The sequence below is a fragment of the Paraburkholderia gardini genome, from assembly GCF_907164575.1.
Taxonomy (GTDB): domain Bacteria; phylum Pseudomonadota; class Gammaproteobacteria; order Burkholderiales; family Burkholderiaceae; genus Paraburkholderia; species Paraburkholderia gardini.
The window spans coordinates 88350-105218 of sequence record NZ_CAJQYY010000024.1 but is presented as its reverse complement, the minus strand read 5'-3'; the positions used below and the strand labels follow the sequence as shown (position 1 = coordinate 105218).

16 protein-coding genes and 3 tRNA genes are annotated in these 16869 nt (G+C 61.5%); 9 read left to right on the top strand and 10 right to left on the bottom strand.

Annotation, left to right across the window (positions count from 1 at the left end; translation table 11 throughout):
* The 5 genes from LPA34_RS19730 to LPA34_RS19710 all read left to right on the top strand — a co-directional run.
* The coding region (locus tag LPA34_RS19730) for an endoribonuclease YicC domain-containing protein (protein ID WP_228981319.1) at window positions 1-320 on the top strand (320 nt) is incomplete at its 5' end.
* 7 nt (window positions 321-327) lie between these two features.
* A complete protein-coding gene (gene gmk / locus LPA34_RS19725) occupies window positions 328-1011 on the top strand; it encodes a guanylate kinase (RefSeq protein ID WP_228981318.1) in 684 nt (227 codons plus the stop codon).
* Window positions 1012-1070: 59 nt separating this feature from the next.
* Window positions 1071-1274 (top strand): DNA-directed RNA polymerase subunit omega, encoded by a 204-nt coding sequence (gene rpoZ / locus LPA34_RS19720; RefSeq protein WP_006025620.1) that lies wholly within the window; start codon window positions 1071-1073, stop codon window positions 1272-1274.
* 91 nt (window positions 1275-1365) lie between these two features.
* Window positions 1366-3750: a RelA/SpoT family protein gene (locus LPA34_RS19715; protein WP_228981317.1), complete on the top strand. Its 2385-nt coding sequence runs from the start codon at window positions 1366-1368 to the stop codon at window positions 3748-3750.
* A gap of 60 nt (window positions 3751-3810) precedes the next feature.
* A complete protein-coding gene (locus tag LPA34_RS19710; RefSeq protein ID WP_228981316.1) occupies window positions 3811-4302 on the top strand; it encodes a phage protein NinX family protein in 492 nt (163 codons plus the stop codon).
* Between the two features lie 52 nt (window positions 4303-4354).
* Here LPA34_RS19710 and LPA34_RS19705 read toward each other — a convergent pair.
* Window positions 4355-4431, bottom strand: a tRNA-Arg gene (locus LPA34_RS19705).
* Window positions 4432-4532: 101 nt separating this feature from the next.
* A tRNA-Arg gene (locus LPA34_RS19700) sits at window positions 4533-4609 on the bottom strand.
* 116 nt (window positions 4610-4725) lie between these two features.
* Here LPA34_RS19700 and greB point away from each other — a divergent pair.
* Window positions 4726-5295, top strand: coding sequence for a transcription elongation factor GreB (greB, locus tag LPA34_RS19695; protein ID WP_228981315.1), 570 nt, complete (start codon window positions 4726-4728; stop codon window positions 5293-5295).
* A gap of 99 nt (window positions 5296-5394) precedes the next feature.
* Here greB and LPA34_RS19690 read toward each other — a convergent pair whose 3' ends face one another.
* Both LPA34_RS19690 and LPA34_RS19685 read right to left on the bottom strand, forming a co-directional pair.
* On the bottom strand, window positions 5395-6540 hold the full coding sequence (locus LPA34_RS19690; protein WP_228981313.1) for a porin: 1146 nt from the start codon (window positions 6538-6540) through the stop codon (window positions 5395-5397).
* Window positions 6541-7067: 527 nt separating this feature from the next.
* The gene (locus LPA34_RS19685; protein WP_228981311.1) at window positions 7068-7319 is read right to left on the bottom strand and encodes a hypothetical protein; all 252 of its coding nucleotides are present in this window, start codon (window positions 7317-7319) and stop codon (window positions 7068-7070) included.
* Between the two features lie 362 nt (window positions 7320-7681).
* Between LPA34_RS19685 and LPA34_RS19680 the strand changes: the two genes are divergently transcribed.
* Window positions 7682-7885, top strand: coding sequence for a cold-shock protein (locus tag LPA34_RS19680; RefSeq protein ID WP_090528809.1), 204 nt, complete (start codon window positions 7682-7684; stop codon window positions 7883-7885).
* A 281-nt stretch (window positions 7886-8166) separates the two neighbouring features.
* Window positions 8167-9324: an exonuclease domain-containing protein gene (locus LPA34_RS19675; protein ID WP_228981308.1), complete on the top strand. Its 1158-nt coding sequence runs from the start codon at window positions 8167-8169 to the stop codon at window positions 9322-9324.
* On the opposite strand, the gene LPA34_RS19670 is transcribed toward LPA34_RS19675, so the two are convergent.
* The 5 genes from LPA34_RS19670 to pepN all read right to left on the bottom strand — a co-directional run bounded on the left by LPA34_RS19670 (window position 9321) and on the right by pepN (window position 15274).
* Window positions 9321-9917: a chorismate mutase gene (locus tag LPA34_RS19670; protein WP_228981306.1), complete on the bottom strand. Its 597-nt coding sequence runs from the start codon at window positions 9915-9917 to the stop codon at window positions 9321-9323. The two genes, LPA34_RS19675 and LPA34_RS19670, sit on opposite strands and share 4 nt — an antisense overlap.
* Window positions 9918-10172: 255 nt before the next feature.
* Complete coding sequence (locus LPA34_RS19665) at window positions 10173-10322, bottom strand: hypothetical protein (protein WP_228981305.1); 150 nt, start codon at window positions 10320-10322, stop codon at window positions 10173-10175.
* 897 nt (window positions 10323-11219) lie between these two features.
* A tRNA-Thr gene (locus LPA34_RS19660) sits at window positions 11220-11295 on the bottom strand.
* A gap of 62 nt (window positions 11296-11357) precedes the next feature.
* Entirely contained in the window at window positions 11358-12374 is a 1017-nt protein-coding gene (locus LPA34_RS19655) for a class 1 fructose-bisphosphatase (RefSeq protein WP_228981304.1), read from the bottom strand.
* A 197-nt stretch (window positions 12375-12571) separates the two neighbouring features.
* Window positions 12572-15274, bottom strand: a complete 2703-nt coding sequence (gene pepN / locus LPA34_RS19650) for an aminopeptidase N (protein ID WP_228981303.1) — start codon at window positions 15272-15274, stop codon at window positions 12572-12574.
* A gap of 212 nt (window positions 15275-15486) precedes the next feature.
* On the opposite strand from pepN, the gene LPA34_RS19645 reads away from it, so the two are divergent.
* Window positions 15487-16182, top strand: a complete 696-nt coding sequence (locus LPA34_RS19645; RefSeq protein WP_228981302.1) for a DUF4136 domain-containing protein — start codon at window positions 15487-15489, stop codon at window positions 16180-16182.
* A 114-nt stretch (window positions 16183-16296) separates the two neighbouring features.
* Here the strand turns inward: LPA34_RS19645 and LPA34_RS19640 are convergent, their stop codons facing one another.
* Window positions 16297-16869, bottom strand: coding sequence for a TMEM165/GDT1 family protein (locus tag LPA34_RS19640; RefSeq protein ID WP_228981301.1), 573 nt, complete (start codon window positions 16867-16869; stop codon window positions 16297-16299).

Sequence of the window (16869 nt, the reverse complement as noted above, 5' to 3'; positions counted from 1 at the left end):
TGGCCGCGCCGGACGGCGCGGCCACGATCGTCCCGCGCGAGGAAATCGCCGAACGTATCCGCCAGGAAGTGACGATTTACGGCATCCGCATCGACATCGCGGAAGAGCTCACGCGCCTCACCGCGCATCTGAACGAAACGCGTCATGTGATCGAGAAGGGCGGCAAGGTCGGCAAGCGCCTCGACTTCATGATGCAGGAACTGAATCGCGAGGCGAACACATTGGGATCGAAGGCGGCCGCGAAGGAACTGGCCGATTCGTCGATGACGCTGAAGCTCCTCATCGAGCAGATGCGCGAACAAGTACAAAACCTGGAGTGACACGCCCATGACTGGCCAGACACGCGAAGGCAGCGCGCAGCACAACCCGTACGCCGGCGCTTATCCGGGCAACCTGTTCATGGTCGTGGCGCCGTCCGGCGCGGGCAAGTCGACGCTCGTGAACGCGCTGCTCGCGAAAGATCCGCAGATCCGTCTGTCGATTTCGTACACGACGCGCTCGCCGCGTCCGAAGGAACAGGGCGGTCAGCACTATCACTTCACGACGGTCGACGATTTTCTGTTGCGTCACACGCAGGGTGAGTTTCTCGAAAGCGCGGAAGTGCACGGCAACTACTATGCGACCTCGCGCGTGTGGATCGAGGAACAGATGAAAAGCGGCCACGACGTGCTGCTCGAAATCGACTGGCAAGGCGCGCAGCAGGTGAAAAAGCAGTTCCACAATGCCGTCGAGATTTTCATTCTGCCGCCTTCGCTCGATGCGCTCGAAGAGCGTCTGAAGAAGCGTGGCCAGGACGAGCCGAACGTGATTACGCGCCGTCTGCTTGCCGCGGGTAGCGAGATGGCGCACGCCGCCGAAGCCGAATACGTGGTGATCAACGAGAACTTCGATCGCGCGCTCGCCGAGCTGCAATGCCTCGTCGCGGCGACGCGTTCACGCTTCGCTTCGCAGTACGCACGCCACACGCAGCTTTTTGTGCAACTCGGCATCCATCTGCCGCACGGCGGCTAACGGCGGGGTTTCCGGCACATAAGGTAGAATAAGCAACATACTGAGAAGGAATTTCCAACATGGCCCGCATTACCGTCGAAGACTGTCTGAAACAGATTCCGAACCGTTTCGAACTGGCGCTTGCCGCAACCTATCGCGCGCGTCAGCTCGCACAAGGCCACACGCCGAAGATCGAAAGCCGCGACAAGCCTACCGTCGTCGCACTGCGCGAAATCGCGGCTGGTCAGGTCGGCGTCGAAATGCTGAAGAAAGTGCCGGTTTAAGGCGCGCTTCGTCCGCATTCGACTGCTGAGTTATTGAACAACGCGTGCAGACCGGCTTGTCGCCAGCACGTATTCCGGCACGGAGGCGAACATGAGCACGACCCCATCGCCTGCCACTTCGGAAGCGGAGCACGATTCGCACGACAACGTCCCCGAAGGCGATTCGCCTTCGACTGCACGCCGCTACATCGACGCGGTCCTCGAACAGTCGTTTCGTCATCTGTTCGGGCCGACCGCCACGCCGGAGCAGCCGCGCCGGCATGACGTCGTTTCGATCTCGAAGCTGACGTCGGCACTTGCCGAATACATCACGCCGGAAGAGATCAAGGACGTCAAGGCGGCCTTCCATTTCAGCGATGAGGCCCATCTCGGCCAGTATCGTCAAAGCGGTGAACCCTACATCACGCATCCTGTCGCCGTCGCGGAAATCTGCGCCGGCTGGAAGCTCGACGCCCAGTCGATCATGGCGGCGCTGCTGCATGACGTGATGGAAGATCAGGGCGTGACCAAGGCGGAACTTGCCGAGCGCTTCGGCGCGAAGGTCGCGGAACTGGTCGACGGGCTGTCGAAGCTCGACAAGATGGAGTTTCGCAATCGCGAGGAAGCGCAGGCGGAAAACTTCCGCAAGATGCTGCTCGCGATGGCGCGCGACGTGCGCGTGATTCTCGTCAAGCTTGCGGACCGCCTGCACAACATGCGCACGCTGGGCGCGGTACCGCATGAGAAGCGCCGTCGCGTGGCGCGTGAAACGCTCGATATTTACGCCCCGATCGCGCACCGGCTGGGTCTGAACAATACGTATCGCGAGTTGCAGGACCTGAGCTTCGCGAACTTCAACCCGCATCGGTACGCCACGCTCGAAAAGGCCGTCAAGGCGGCGCGCGGCAACCGTCGCGAAGTGGTCGGCAAGATCATGGAATCGGTGCAGCGCGCGATCGCCGACGCGAAGCTCGATGCCGAAGTCACCGGCCGCGAAAAGACCATCTTCAGCATCTACAAGAAGATGCGCGACAAACAACTGTCGTTCTCGCAGGTGCTCGACGTGTACGGGTTCCGCGTGGTCGTCGAAAGCGCGCTGGAGTGCTACACCTGCATCGGCGCGCTGCATGCGCTCTATAAACCGGTGCCGGGCAAGTTCAAGGATTACATCGCGATTCCGAAGGTCAACGGCTATCAGTCGCTGCACACCACACTCGTTGGCCCGTTTGGCGCGCCGATCGAGTTCCAGGTGCGCACGCGCAAGATGCACGAGATCGCGGAAGCGGGCGTCGCCGCCCACTGGCTGTACAAGAACGGCAGCGCCGATCTCAACGACGTGCAGAAGCGCGCGCATCAGTGGATGAAATCGCTGCTGGATATCCAGAGCGAAGCGGGCGATTCGAGCGAATTCCTCGAACACGTGAAGATCGACCTGTTCCCGGATGCGGTCTATGTGTTCACGCCGAAGTCGAAAATCATGGCGTTGCCGCGCGGCGCCACGGCACTCGATTTCGCGTATTCGATCCACAGTGACCTGGGCAACCAGTGCGTCGCGGTGAAGATCAACAACGAACTGCTGCCGCTGCGCACGGAGCTGAAGAGCGGCGATATCGTCGAAGTCATTACCGCGCCGTATTCGAAGCCGAATCCGGCGTGGCTTGGCTTTGTGCGCACGGGCAAGGCGCGTTCGGCGATCCGCCACTACCTGAAGACGATGCGGCTGAACGAGTCGGTGCAGCTCGGCGAACGTCTGGTCGATCAGGCGCTGAAGGGCTACGGCTTTGCACTGTCGGACGTGACGCCGGAAGTCTGGGAAAAGCTGGTGCAGTGGACCGGCAACAAGAACCGCCAGGAAATTTTCGCGGACATCGGCCTTGGCCGGCGCGTCGCAGCCGTGATGGCAAAGCGCATCGAGGTGCTGATGAGCGGCCGCGACGCCGACGACGACAGTCCGCGCCAGGAGTCCGCCGGCTCGCATGCGCCGCCGCCGGTCGTGATTACGGGCACCGAAGGCATGTCGGTGCAGCTCTCGGCCTGCTGCCGTCCGATTCCGGGCGACGACATCATGGGCTACATCGGCATTGGCCTCGGCATGGCGATTCACACCACCGATTGCCGCGTCGCACAGCGCATTCACCGCCGCGATCCGGGCCGCTGGATCGACGTCGCGTGGGCGCCGCAGCCCGGGCGTCTCTTCGACGTCGCGATCAAGGTGCTGGTGAAGAACACGAAGGGCGTGTTCGCCCGAGTCGCCGCCGACATCACGTCAGCCGACGCGAATATCGTTCATATCGCAATGGACGAAGACCTGTCGCAGGAATCCACCGTCCTGCGCTTCGTGATTCAGGTGAGCGACCGCGTGCACCTCGCCAATGTCATGCGCCGCGTGCGTACGAACCCGGATGTGATGCGCATCGCGCGCGAGCGTCCGAGCGAGGAAGGCCATCATCGCCACGACGGCGGCATGCGCATCGACCGCGAACGCGCCGATTACTGACGGTTTCAGGCGCGTCTGAATCGAACGCGCGCACCTGCGGCTGTTCGAAAGGGAAATCCGATGAACGTTGCTGATCTGACCGATGTCGCGCTCGATTACTGGGTGGCGCGAAGCCTCCACGATTTTGTCCGCGAAATCCACTTCACCGACAGCGGCCGCACGGTTGCGATCCGCGGCACCGACCGCGGCCGCCCCTGGGATGGACGGTTTACGCCGTCGGCCTCATGGGAAGCGGCTGCGCTCGTGCTCGACCGCGCAAGGCAGCTGGAGCTCGCGGCGGGCGGGCACGGCACCGACGCGCATTGTGTCGCTGATTTCGAGGGTGGATTGCATACGGTGGAAGGGCGCGGGGAATCGACGCGAACCGCACTGCTGCGGGCATTCGTCGCGAGCCGTTTCGGCGATACGGTCGCTGACGACATGCTGCGCCAGTCGCAGGCACTGGCGGGCGTGTGTGCGGAAGTAATCAGCGAGGCGTTGACGCCGCCCTCCGCCGAAGACATGCCGACGCCGAACGGCCGCATCGGCGATATCCAGTCGGCGCCGCGTTGATTGAGGCAACATAAAAGACAAAGGGCCTTCCATCTGGAAAGCCCTTTATAGGTGGTGCGGCTGGCAGGATTCGAACCCACGACCCCTTGGTTCGTAGCCAAGTACTCTATCCAACTGAGCTACAGCCGCACGCGAAACAGGTAGTGCCTGAACGCCGGCGCTTCGTACAAAAAACCGACGAAAGGCCGGTGAAACAAAAGGGCCTTCCCGGAGGAAGGCCCTCGAATAAGTGGTGCGGCTGGCAGGATTCGAACCCACGACCCCTTGGTTCGTAGCCAAGTACTCTATCCAACTGAGCTACAGCCGCACGCAGAAACGGGATTATAGCAAAGCCGCGAAAAAAGGGAAGCCACAAACGCCAATTTGTCCCATTATCCTTGTTATGTATCCTTGATGGACGGGGCCTGGCCCTTTCGAAGCACCATGAACAAAGCCTTTGTCAAAGAGTCGACCGACGATCTGGACGACGACGCCGATGTCGCCCAGCCCGAGATTCCCGCGGGTGCGAAGAACTACATCACGCCTGCGGGTTACCGGCGTCTGCGTGACGAACTGTTGCATCTGATCGACGAGGAGCGTCCGGAGGTCGTGAGGCTGGTGTCGTGGGCGGCGTCGAACGGCGACCGCTCCGAAAACGGCGATTACATCTACGGCAAGCGGCGCCTGCGCGAAATCGACCGGCGTATCCGCTTTCTGACGAAACGCCTCGATCTGGCGGAAGTCGTCGACAGCAGCCGGCAGGAGAGCGTCGATCAGGTGTTTTTCGGGGCGAGCGTCGACTACGGGACCGAAGACGGCGAAATGCACACGGTGACGATCGTGGGCGTGGATGAGGTCAATCTGGACATCGGACATGTGAGCTGGGTTTCGCCGATTGCGCGCGCGCTGCTGAAGGCGCGAACCGGCGACCAGGTCACGCTGCACACGCCTGCGGGGCCGGAACCCATCGACGTGCTCGACGTCCGTTATCCACGGCCGGACGCAGGCGGGTAAGCCGTTACGACGTCGATGTCGATACCGGAGAATGCCCGCGGCCAGTAAAAAAGGCGCCGCAAGCGGCGCCTTTCAATACTGCGGATACTACCTGACAGCTTAGAAGCGGTGACGCAGACCAGCCGTCACAGCGACTTGCTTGTTGTTGCCCGAAGCGTTCAGGCCGTTGATGTCTGCATTGACACCAGCGCCTTCGTTGACTTCCTGGTATTCGCCTTGCAGGTACACGTCCGTACGCTTCGACAGCGCATAAGCGGTTTGCAGGTTGAACTGGTTCCAGTGCGGGCTCGTGCCTTCCAGGTTGCCACGCGTGTACGTGTACGAACCGGCGATGCTGATAGCCGGCGTCAGAGCGTAACGTGCGTTTGCTTCGAAGTTCTGGAAGCGTGCGCTGTCGCCGTTCATGGCGATGCCGCCCGCCACGCCCGATTGACCTGCGCCGATACCGGCGAGACCGTTCAGGTTCGTTTGCGAGTACACGAGGCCAGCCGTTGCCGGGCCGAACGAGTAGCTTGCGCCTGCACCCCACGTTTGCTGACGTGCCGCGTAGAACGTGTTGTCGCTCGACACTGCGCCACCCGAGTTGAACGCTGCAGCTGCGCCCGTTGCGCCGTTGCTGTTCAGTTGCAGGTAGGCCGCGCCGATGTTCAGGCCGCCGTAGTTATACGATGCACCCGCGCTGTATGCGCGGTTGTTCGCGAAGCCGTCTGCCTGGTTCGAGAAGCCATACAACGCGCCGAACTTGAAGCCGCCGTAAGCCGCGCTCTGGTACTTGACCGAGTTGTTCACGCGGAACGAGTTGTTCAGGTTGTCGTTGTCGAACGGGTGGGCAAACTGCGTGCCGCCGTATTGCGTGCCGGTCAGCGACAGCGGGCCGACGTAGTCAACCATGCTGTCGTATTGACGGCCCAGCGTCACGGTACCGAACTGGTTGCTCGACAGACCGACGAAAGCCTGGCGGCCGAATTCACGACCACCTTGCTTCAGCGTGCCGTCGTTGATGCCGAAGCCATTTTCCAACGTGAAGATGGCCTTCAGACCGCCGCCCAGATCTTCCGCACCGCGCAGGCCCCAACGGCTGCCGTTCACCGCGCCGCTCGTTTCCTGCCAGTTGCTATGACCGCCCTGGTTGTTCGTGTAGGTGATGCCTGCGTCGATCAAGCCGTACAGCGTGACGCTGCTTTGTGCATGAGCGGCAGTAGCGAAAACGCCCGACAGGGCCGCGACCATGAGTGTCTTTTTCATCTTTGTAACTCCGAGAACAGGATGGGCTTTGGAAACCCAGGCTTCAAGGAAACGATCACGCAACGCTGCGAGAGGCGGAATGCACGTGAAAACGCGCCATACGACAAGCACGTTCGTTTCCGGGACAGCCAAAGTGTATGTACGTGAGTTGCGATGCGCCCATTCCGAAATCCGCAATAAAGTATTACTGGATTGGAAATGATATTTAGCCTCGGCTAAAGCCTTGCTGGTAAAGGCTTTGGGGGCTTCTTCCCGATACGGGAGATTGATGTCAACCTTAGGGCGTTGTGCAATTGCGACAGCAAAAGTGGCCCAAAAACTACAACGTTTGTCTCAAACTGTAACTGTTGCAGTTTTTGAAATAGACGATTGTTGTTATTGCCGCTAATCGCATTTCAAGGCAGCGCTATACTGAACTTTCTGCTTTTCGAAGCAGACTTTTTCGTTGACGAAAAAGATCTCCAAACCTTTGTCGGCGCGGCCTTCCAGCCGCGCTCTTTTTTTTCAGCCGTTCTGCACGTTCCTTCCTAGCCAGCTCCGGTTGCCACCGGATTCGCTTCGTCGAACCCGAAGCTGCCATGCACGCTCCAATCTTCCATTACGTAGCGGCGCGCGTCCATAGGGGAAGACAGCAGGTTCTGCCAGTGATCGCCGTGCCACACCGGGTCGAATGCGAACGCAGAAGAATCCGCCGCTTCCGTGGTTCCTTCCGGCTGTACGGATGACGGTTGAGAATGAAAAAGCCAGTTGGCCAGCCATCCGGGTTGCTTGAAAAACATGGCGATCTCCCTTTTGCGTGATACATAACTTCGATCGTGATGTGAATGTATTACATGAACAACCCGGATAAACACTTACCAAAAACACTATTTGTTACATAGTGGAAATTTTGCCCGAATTTCCGTTCTGAGACTTTTAAAAAAAGTAATAATGACCGATAGTTTTAAAATGCGTTTTGAATTAGGTGACTGCTTCATTCAGGCCTTCAAATCCAGTTGCCAGGATTTCTCTTGACGGCTTCTCATCGTTCCCCGTATAACGGCAAGGCTGAATTCCAGAGCTGGATGTGTAGTTGGCAGGCCCATGGAGTTGGCATAAAGGGCATCACCCGTTTTACTTTAAATTTCGAGGGAACTGGAATATGGAAACCGGTATCGTCAAATGGTTTAACGATGCTAAGGGCTTTGGATTCATCACGGCTGATTCGGGTGGCGAAGATCTGTTCGCTCATTTCTCGGAAATCCGCTCGGAAGGATTCAAGTCGCTGAAAGAAAATCAGCGCGTGTCCTTTGAGGTGAAGGCCGGGCCGAAGGGCAAGCAGGCTGCGAACATCCAGCCGCTATAAGCCTCTGCGCGCCACGCGCAGAGGTTGCCGTGACCTCAAAAGCCCTCGCCACGCCGAGGGCTTTTTTTATTGGCGGAAATTGTGGGATTTTAATCGAAATTAAAAAGCGGATTTCGCAGGGCTGGTTTATAAATTCTGAATGCCGGTGGCGATTTTTTAAAGGTCATGAGCGCGCGGGTTTTTTATTCGCCGGGCAACCAGACAGAAATTTCCCGCCGCAATCCTGCTGATCTGCCAACTGGTGCATACTTGCGCAAAGTCCACGCCTAGAACGCATTCTCATGTCTGAACAGTATCTGGCGGTTCCCGCCATCGATGTACCTATTGTCTTTGTCGACCTCGAAACCACTGGCGGATCTGTCGGCGAGCATCGAATTACCGAAGTCGGCGTAGTCGAAGTGGGGCCGCAAGGCGTTTCGCGCTGGAGCACGCTGGTCGATCCGCAACAACCCATCCCGCCCTTCATCCAGCAACTCACCGGCATCACTGACGCGATCGTGCGTGGCGCGCCGACGTTCGAGTCAATTGCGCCCGCGCTGTTCGAGCGCCTGAAGGGCAGGCTCTTCGTCGCGCATAACGCCAGTTTCGACCGCGGTTTCCTGCGCGGCGAATTCGCGCGCGTGGGGCTGACGTTCAATCCGGATGTGCTGTGCACGGTGCGGCTGTCGCGCGCGCTGTTTCCGGCCGAAAAGCGCCATGGTCTCGATGCGCTGGTTCAGCGGCATGCGCTCGTGCCGTCCGACAGGCATCGTGCGCTGGCGGACGCCGATCTGCTCTGGCAATTCTGGCAGCGTCTGCACAGCCTCGTGCCGGTGGACGCGCTGCGCACGCAGATCGAGCGCACCACGCGCTATTTCCAGCTTGCCGGCGACATCACCGAGGACCTGCTTGACACCGCGCCGGCCGGCTGCGGCGTCTATGCGTTCTATGGAGAGGACGACCTGCCACTCTACGTCGGGCGCAGTGTGCGTGTCCGTCAGCGGGTACGGGCGCATCTCACGGCCGAGCGGCGTTCAGCGAAGGACATCCGTCTCGCGCAGCTGGTTCGGCGCGTCGAATGGCGCGCGACGGGCGGCGAGCTTGGCGCGTTGCTCGCCGAAGCGCAGTGGATTGCGACATTGCGCCCGCGGCATAACCGGGCGCCACGAGTGGGCCGGCACGATCCCGTCGACGCCCCCTGGCCGTTCAGCGGTCCAGTCGTCTTCGAGGAGCGCGATGCGCAATCGCAGGCCACGGCGTTTCATGTGATCGATCGCTGGCGCTATCTCGGCGGTGCGGCGACACAGAAAGAGGCAGCTTCGCTGGTCGTGCCAGGTATTGCCGGCGCGTTCGAACTGTCGACGTACCGCATTCTCCAGACGCATCTCGAGCGCGGCCTCGCAGTGTCGCTGCTGGGCGCGCCAGCGCCGCTCGCTTCGAGCGACGCCGCTACCGTCTAACCCGTCGCGCCGACGCCGCCCGACTCACACACGTGCGAGAGTGCATGCGTCAGCGCGCTCGAATGCGCGGCGTCGTAGCGCGTCAACGACTTCCAGTTTGCAATGCCCCGTGCGACCCGCGACGGACAGTCCGCTGCACCGCGCAGCGGCTGCACGCGCGCGAGGCCAGCCAGCATCGACTGCGTCAGTCGATCCAGTTGCGGGCGCGTGCTGGTGGCGAGGTCCGGTGCGGCGCCAGCCGGCGGCTGGCCGTTGCGCCACGCATCGAACAGTGCATTCTGCACATCCTTGCTGGCATCGATCTGATCCCGGAAGAACGCTTGCGCGAACGCCGGATCGACATTCGCGACTACCGCGCGCTTCGCGACATCAGCGAGTAGCGTGTTTTCGCGCGGCGTGTCGGTGATCGGCTGATGCGTTGCCCACTTGTAGCGCGCGACCGGCTCCGCCAGCGCAAGACGTTGCGAGGCAAGCGCGATGAGATTGGTGAGCGCTGTGTCGTCGCCATCGGCGGAGGCGGGAAGCGGTGCGACGGCGAGCGTGGCCGCGACCAGCGTCGCGCAGAGCGCGCCAGTGCGTGTCAGAAGTGTCATGAGTGAATAGCGGCCGGCAGGCCAGAACGGAAACAGCAGTAGAGTAGACCATCACCGCACTGGCGCGGTCAAATCGACGCGCGCAACCGTGCACGCCAGGTGCCGCCACCCGGCGCGCAGGCAACAATCAGGCGGCAGTCGTTCGCGCGAGTGCACGCGGTACGCAGCGCGCAACGGCGCCTGCGCACGATAGCCATCCCCGCGCGAATCGGGCGTCACCCGGCGCGTCACCCGTATTGCCGTGTCTGACCACGCTTACTTCTGGTCGCACGACTTGCGTTGTTCGTCGAAGAATGCGCGAACGTGTTCTGGAAGTTCGGCCCCGAGGAACTCAACGCCTGCCGGTTCCGGATCCGGACTCAACACCTTGTCTGGGGTCGGAATTCTTGGCGGTCTGGTATCCATGATCTTTCTCCTTTACAAACCGATTATCTGCTCCGGTCTCCGTTTTGCACCAGTGCTGCGAAGCGGCAACTCCGGTTTCGCTGTTTCATTGTTGCTTTAACGGCACAGCCCTTCCGGAATTGAAGTCGAGTGAATAAAATTTATCGGTTGTCTGCTAATCCCTTGCTGCCAGCTCTTCCTTACAGCCAGTCTCCCGCTCCTCTCCGCCCTGGTCCGTGCGTCGCCATACATGCGGACGCACGAAAGCGGTGTCGTTGTTATTGTGCATCGCAGCGAAAAGATGCGCGATTCCGGATTCGTATGAAATGTGATCTTGCCTGATCTTTTATTAACGGATGATTAAGGCGCTCCGTTGACGAACAGAAACAGGTTTCGTTGTCGTCAACGTGAATGAGGACGCATTCGGTTTTTAAACGATCATTCGTTCGGAAATCGACTTTCGAAAATATCGCTAATATTTACCGGACATGGAAATATGCGTCCGGTGTGAGGAAGGCGTGAATGCATTTGCCGGGTAGCGACGCGGTTTCGCCGTCCGGAGCAGGTTCGTTGTTCTACCGGGAGGCGCACATGAAATCGGGCGCATCGTTGTGAACGCGGTATGCGTTCAATCAGGATTCTTAAGCATGGCCAGGAGGCGAAACAACCAGCCGATGCAGTTTTTTCGTAGCGATCGCGCCGCGCCGTGCATCTGGAATGGTTTTGTGCGCAACGACCGCGTCGGAATATCAGGGAATCGTGTTGGACCCGCCGCGGCAATGTCGTTCGCTACGATGGGGGTAGCGAGACCGCGACCGACGGCGTACGGTTCGCCGACGTCGCCTTTATCCGCGCTCCACAAAGCCTGCAAAGCAAAAAGCCCAGTCGCGATGACTGGGCTTTTTGCCTGAATCTTGTTGGTGCCGGAAAGAGGAATCGAACCCCCGACCTTCGCATTACGAATGCGCTGCTCTACCGTCTGAGCTATTCCGGCATCAGGGAAACGAGATTATAGGGACTTCTTCAATAGTTTGACAAGCCCCCGGTTCAACTTTTTCAGCTTTTTGCTTCGAGATGGTAGCGGGTCACGCGATCGACTTCATTTTTCGAGCCGAGGAACACCGCGACGCGTTCGTGCAGGCTCTTCGGCATCACGTCGAGAATGCGTTTCTCGCCGTTCGTCGCGGCGCCGCCCGCCTGTTCGACGATGAACGCCATCGGGTTCGCTTCGTACATCAGGCGCAGCTTGCCTGGCTTGTCCGGGGTACGCTTGTCGGCGGGGTACATGAAGACGCCGCCGCGGTTCAGGATACGGTGCACGTCCGCGACCATCGATGCAATCCAGCGCATGTTGAAGTCCTGCTGACGCGGACCTTCGGAACCCGCATTCAGTTCACCAATGTATTGCTGGACCGGCGGATGCCAGTGGCGTGCGTTCGATGCGTTGATCGCGTATTCGCGCGTTTCGACCGGAATGCGCATATCGCTTTGCGTAAGCACCCACGAGCCGAGTTCGCGATCGAGCGTGAAGCAGTTCACGCCATTGCCGGTCGTCAGCACGAGCACCGTTTGCGGACCGTAGACGGCATAGCCCGCGGCGACCTGCTGCGAGCCGGGTTGCAGAAACGACTGCTCGGTCGGTTGCTGGCCATCGGGGCAGCGCAGCACCGAGAAGATCGTGCCGATCGACACATTCACGTCGATGTTCGACGAACCGTCGAGCGGGTCGAACACCAGCAGGTATTCGCCCTTCGGATAGTTGCTGGGGATCGGGAAGAACGTTTCCATTTCTTCCGACGCCATCGCGGCCAGGTTGCCGCCCCATTCGTTCGCGTCGAGCAGGATTTCGTTCGACAGGATGTCGAGGTTTTTCTGCACCTCGCCCTGCACGTTTTCGCTGCCGGCTGTGCCGAGCGCTTCGCCCAGCGCGCCCTTGCTGACGTGGTAACTGATCGACTTGCATGCCCGCGCAACGACTTCGATCAACAGACGCAGATCGGCAGGCAGGTTATTGGTCTCGCGTTGCTGCTCGATCAGGTACTTCGTAAGAGTGGTACGACGTTGCAAAGCCATTGCTTACTCCGGAAAGGCATAGGAATGCACTGATTTTACCTGCTTGCATCCGCCCGCCCCGCCTTTTGAGACGGCGCGTGCGCTTTTCGCATCACGAGGGTTCGATTCGCGGCGCATTGAGGCGGCCCGTTTCTCGCATGAAAAAAAGAGCCGGCGTACCGCACCGGCTCCTTCTTCAAACAGAACCGCCGAAAAAATCAGCCCAGCGCCTTCTCCACGATCTCGCGCACATCGCGCGATTTCACCTGCGCCGCGACGGATTCCAGTGCCGCGCGCATGCCGTCGCGCAGCGTCGGCGTGAACCGGCGCCACAACTCCAGCGAGCGCGCGAGACGCGCCGCAACCTGCGGATTCATCGCGTCGAGCGCGATCACCTGTTCGGCCCAGAAGCGGTAGCCCGAACCGTCCTCCGCGTGGAACTGCGACGGATTGGCCGCGCAGAAACTGAAGATCAGCGAGCGTGCCCGGTTCGGGTTCTTCAGCGTGAACGCCGGATGCGCCATCAGCTTGCGGACGATATCGATCACCGGCCGCTGCGCGCTGCCGCGTTGCGTCGCCTGCAGTGCGAACCACTTGTCGATGACGAGCGGTTCGTTTTCGAAGCGTCGATAGAAGTCGTCGAGCGCGGCGTCCGCCAGCGTGCCGCCCGCAGCCGCCGACGCATTCAGCAGCGCCGACAGCGCAGCCGACCGGTCCGTCATGTTGTTCGCCGCGTCGTACTGCGCGTGGGCAAGACGCACGGCTTCGGCGGGATCGTCCAGTTCGGCGAGATACGACAGCGCGAGGTTCTTCAGCGCGCGATGGCCCGAAGCCTCGGGAGTCGCTTCGTATGCGCCCGGCGTCTGATGCCGGGCGTAGATCGCGAGCCAGTCGGCGCGCAGCGCGTTCGCCAGACGGTTGCGCACGAACCGCCGCGCCCGGTGCACGGCGGCCGGATTCGACTCGGCCATCTGCTCGGCCAGGTACGCTTCCGAAGGCAACATCAGCGCGAGTTCGCGAAACGCCGGCGACAGCGTTTCGTCGCGCAGCACGCGCGCGAACGCTGCGACCACGGCGTCGTCGAGCTGCAGCGGCGCGCCCGTCGCGGCGTGTGCCGCGAGTGCGAGCAGTTCGCGCGTGGCAAGCCGCTGGCCGGCTTCCCAGCGGTTGAACGGATCGCTGTCGTGGGCAAGCAGGAAGGTCAGCTCCTCGTTCGAGTAGTCGTATTCGACGATCACCGGCGCCGAGAAATTGCGCAGCAGCGAAGGCAGCGGCTTGTCGGCAACATCGACGAACGTGAAGGTCTGCTCCGTTGCCGTGAATTCGAGCACGCGCGTCGTGCCCGCGCCCGCGGCCGTTTCACCTTCGAGGCGCAGCGGCAGATCGGCGCCGTCCTTGCCGATCAGGCCGATGGCGAACGGAATCAGCAGCGGACCCTTTTGCGTATCGCGCGCGGCCGGCGAACTGTCGCCGTAGCCTTGCGTCAGCGTCACGCTGTAACGGTGCTGCGCAGCGTCGTACGTGGTCTTGACGGACACGCGCGGCGTGCCGGCCTGGCTGTACCAGCGCTCGAACTGCGCGAGGTCGCGACCGTTGGCGTCGGCGAGCGCGTGACGGAAATCGTCGCACGTCACGGCCTGGCCGTCGTGGCGCCTGAAGTAGAGATCCATGCCCTTGCGAAAACCGTCGCGGCCGAACAGCGTCTGATACATCCGCACGACTTCCGAGCCTTTTTCGTAGACCGTCATCGTGTAGAAATTGTTGATTTCGACGTAGCTTTCCGGGCGCACCGGATGCGCCATCGGGCCGGCGTCCTCGGCGAACTGCATCTGGCGCAGCACGCGCACGTCCTCGATGCGCTTCGTGGCGCGCGCGGCTTCATCGCTACTGTTGCTCTGGCCGCCGGCCATGTCGGCGGAAAATTCCTGGTCGCGGAACACGGTCAGCCCTTCCTTCAGGCTCAGCTGGAACCAGTCGCGGCACGTCACGCGATTGCCGGTCCAGTTGTGGAAGTACTCGTGGCCCACCACGGCCTCGATGTTCGCGAAGTCGGTATCCGTCGCGGTTTCGGGGTTCGCGAGCACGTACTTCGTGTTGAAGATGTTGAGCCCCTTGTTCTCCATCGCGCCCATGTTGAAGTCGCTCACGGCGACGATCATGAAGCGGTCGAGATCCAGTTCGAGCCCGAAGCGCTGCTCGTCCCAGCGGATCGAGTGCTTCAGCGAATCCATCGCGTGTTGCGTCTTGTCGAGGTCGTGCGGTTCGACCCACACCTGCAGCAGCTTTTCCTTGCCCGAGCCGCTCTTCACGCGCTCCTCGAGCGCGACGAGCTTGCCCGCCACCAGCGCGAACAGATAGCTCGGCTTGCGAAACGGGTCTTCCCAGCGCGCGAAGTGGCGACCGTCAGGCAGGTCGCCTTCGTCGACCAGATTGCCGTTTGACAGCAGCACCGGATATGCGGCCTTGTCGGCACGCAGCGTGACCGTGTAGGTCGCCATCACATCGGGCCGGTCGAGGAAGTACGTGATGCGGCGAAAGCCTTCGGCTTCGCACTGGGTGAAGAAGTTGCCGCCCGAGACGTAGAGGCCCGAGAGCGTGGTGTTCTCCGCCGGGTTGCAGGCGCTCACGAGCGTCAGCTCGAAATCGTCGGGCACGTGGTCGAGCGTCAGGCCGCGCGCGTGCGGATGCGCGGCGGCGTGCGGCTTGCCGTCGATCGCCGCGCTGATGAATTCCAGCTGTTCGCCCATCAGTTCGAAATGCGACGCGCGCACGGCGCCGGGATTGCGACGCACGCGCATCGTGTTACGGACGACCGTGCGCCCGGGGACGAGATCGAACTCCAGCGCGACGGTATCGATCATGAATGCGGGCGGCGCGTAATCGGCGCGGCGGATCACAGCAGGCGTAGCGGTGTCGGACATGGCGGGTTCATTAAAGAGTGCAGGGCGGCCGATGGCCGTGCGGGGTGCGCGGCGACAAACCAGTTGGACCATTGTACAAAGCCATTCCAGATTGTGCCCCTCGAACTTTTTACCGACGATGCGGGTCAGCGTAATATCGGGCCACGATGCAATGGCGCAGCGCGCCTGCCAGACACCGAAAGATGCCGAAGACGCTGAAAATGAGGAAGACCATGAAGTTCGACCGTTGGACCCGCCGTGTCACCATGCTGCTGGGCGCCATGGCTGTCACCCTGTCCGGCTGCACCACCTGGGTGACGACGCAGGTCACCGCCTTCTCCGACTGGAGCGGGAGCGACGCGACGCGAACCTATGCATTCACCCGCGCCAGCGACCAGCAGAACAACCTCGAACTGTCCACCTACGAGGCGCTCGTCGGCAACGAACTCACGAACCAGGCGTTCCGTCGCGTGAACAGTCGGGACGCGCACTATCTGGTTGGACTCGGCTACGGCACCCGCAGCGATATGGTGACGGTTTCGCAGCCGGTCTATTACTACAACCCGTGGCCGGCGCCTTACTACTGGGGCCGCCCGATGGTGGACCCGTGGGGACCGTTCGGGCCGTTTCCGGCCGGCTACGTGGGCCAGAGCTATCCGGTCTATACCCATCTGCTCAGCATCCGCATCACCGATCGCGCGTCCGGCAAGGAGGTGTACAACGTGACGGCCCGCAACTCGGGCGACGAGCCGTCGCTGGTGCGCGCGATGCCGTATCTCGCACGCAGCGCGCTCGCGGATTTCCCGCTGGGTAACGGCGTCGTGCGCACGGTACGCATTCCGCTCGATGGCAGCGGCGGCGCGCCGTCGAACGAAGCGGCTGTGGGAGCGCCTCCGGCGCCGGCCTCCGCGGCCAAAACCGTCCAGTAGCCGAGGCTTCGCAGGTTTTACGCGTTCCGCACCGGCGGCATCGCGGCGAAAAAAGCCGGCTCCCGCGTCATACGCGGAGCCGGCTTTTTACTGATGCATCACGCGGAACGCGCCTCAGAGCCCCACGCCGAAGAGCGCCATCGTACCCAGCACCACGAACATGACCGCGGCGATACCGTGGACCACCTTCGTCGGCAGCCGGTGGGCGAAGCGGTCGCCGAGCAGGATGGCCGGCACGTTCGCGATCATCATCCCGAGCGTCGTGCCGGCCACCACGCCGAAGAAATCATGGAAACGCGCGGCGAGCGCGACGGTGGCGATCTGCGTCTTGTCGCCCATTTCCGCGAGAAAGAACGCGACGACGGTTGCCCCGAACACGCCGAGGCGCGTGCGGTTCGCGTTGGCTTCGTCTTCGTCGAGCTTGTCGGGCACCAGGATCCACAGCCCCATGCCGATGAACGACACCGCCAGCGCCCAGCGCATGATCGTCGGCGTGACGAGCGTGCCAAGCCATGCGCCGAGCGCGCCGGCGCCCGCGTGATTGACGAGCGTCGCGACGAGGACGCCGAGAATGATCGGCAACGGTTTGCGATAGCGGGCAGCGAGGACGAGCGAAAGCAGCTGCGTCTTGTCGCCGATTTCGGCCAGCGCGACGGCGCCGGTCGAGATGAGAAAGGCTTGATCCAC